The organism is Halonotius pteroides, from assembly GCF_003605635.1.
In the GTDB taxonomy this organism is placed as follows: Archaea; Halobacteriota; Halobacteria; order Halobacteriales; family Haloferacaceae; genus Halonotius; species Halonotius pteroides.
The window spans coordinates 1-1404 of the sequence record NZ_QMDW01000069.1; the positions used below are offsets into that span (position 1 = coordinate 1).

General features: G+C 56.3%; 1 protein-coding gene. It reads right to left on the reverse strand.

Going from position 1 to position 1404, the window contains the following annotated elements; all coding sequences use genetic code 11:
• Positions 1 to 14: 14 nt before the first annotated feature.
• On the reverse strand, positions 15 to 1289 hold the full coding sequence (locus DP106_RS15060) for an IS4 family transposase (protein ID WP_120086618.1): 1275 nt from the start codon (positions 1287 to 1289) through the stop codon (positions 15 to 17).
• Between the last annotated feature and the right edge of the window lie 115 nt (positions 1290 to 1404).

The window sequence follows — 1404 nt, forward strand, 5'->3', positions numbered from 1 at the left end:
GCATTCGTCTTTAGCTAATTCGCTATCTCCTGCTGTGTCGCGGTAGCGAGTCTCTCTTGGAGGATTGGTCGTTCCTGATGGATTTTCTGGGCGTCTTCAGCCATCCGGTCGATCAATGGCGGTGGTGTGTAGCCGAGATGCTGGCTCAGTTCGTGGAGGATGAGCTGGGCGTGCGACCGGAAGGTCGCCGCCCAGCGTTCTGGCGGGAAGACAGCCTCATCTGCGGCGTACTCGCTCACCAGATCAAGCAGCTCTCTACTCACTAACAGCGTCAGTAGAGCCGCATACACGAGAATCTCTACGACGTGTTTCTTCGTCGTGTCGAACTCGTCGAGTTCGTACCGACTCTTCAGCTCACGGAATAACAATTCTACTTCCCAGCGACATCGGTATATCGTCGCAATATCTCGTGGAAGAAGCTCCTCTCGCGGGAGGTTCGTGATATAGAGGTGATAGTCGTCGGCGTCCTCATCGCGGACGCCGACGACGCGGAACTGCTTCGTATCCAATGACCGTGTCCCTTCGTACAGTCGACGCTGAAACTCGGCTTCAATCTCTACATCGATGATCTCTCGATGCAGGTCTTCGGCTACGTCCTGAATCTGCTTGCCCTCCAGCGGAATGGCGCGGCCGCGCCATTCCCGGAATTCCCCGGTTATCACTGGGTTCGCATTGTCTTTCAGCCGACTCACAAAGTACCCGCCGTTCTCATCGATTAGTGCAAATCGGCGGTATTTGAAATACGCCTGATCGAACAGCACCAACCGATCTCTGAGCCACGGGCCAGTGTCGAACCCATTGCTGTCGTGGGCTTTCTCGTCGGTGATGCTGAACTGCTCGATTGTCTGATCAGTGACGTTGTGGAGCAGGTGGAGCCGCGCTCCACCCTGCTCCCCTTTCCGTGGTTGAAACTCATCGGCGAGGAACTCGTGTAGCCGAAGAATCGTGCCATCAGCGGCGATGATGTCCCTGAATCGGTCGAACTCATCGCTGATCGTATGGGGGACAGCGACCTCGTCGAGCCGTTGTTCGACGAGGTCGCAGAGGAAGTCGGCAAGTCGTGGGGTTAGTCGATGGTAGAAGCCACCAGCGGTGAGTGTCTCGTCGGCAGTACTGTTGTAGCTGCGTCGGAAGCCTGCGAGTGTTCGGCTCTCGCCGGTGGCGAAGCCGAACACGAATGCCCAGACGAGGGCAGGAATCTGGAGTTTTCCCTCTCGCTCGACCACGCCGTGTTCCTCGGCGTGGTCTTCGAGCATCGTCGATGGAAAGAGCGTAGTGAGCCGATTCACAATTCGGGATGAGGAGGCGTCTTGGGTCACACTTGCCGCCTCCTTGCTCCTGTCTCAAATATATCTCGACAAGCCACTGCTGTCAAGCGATTTCACTATTAGCTAAAGACAGATG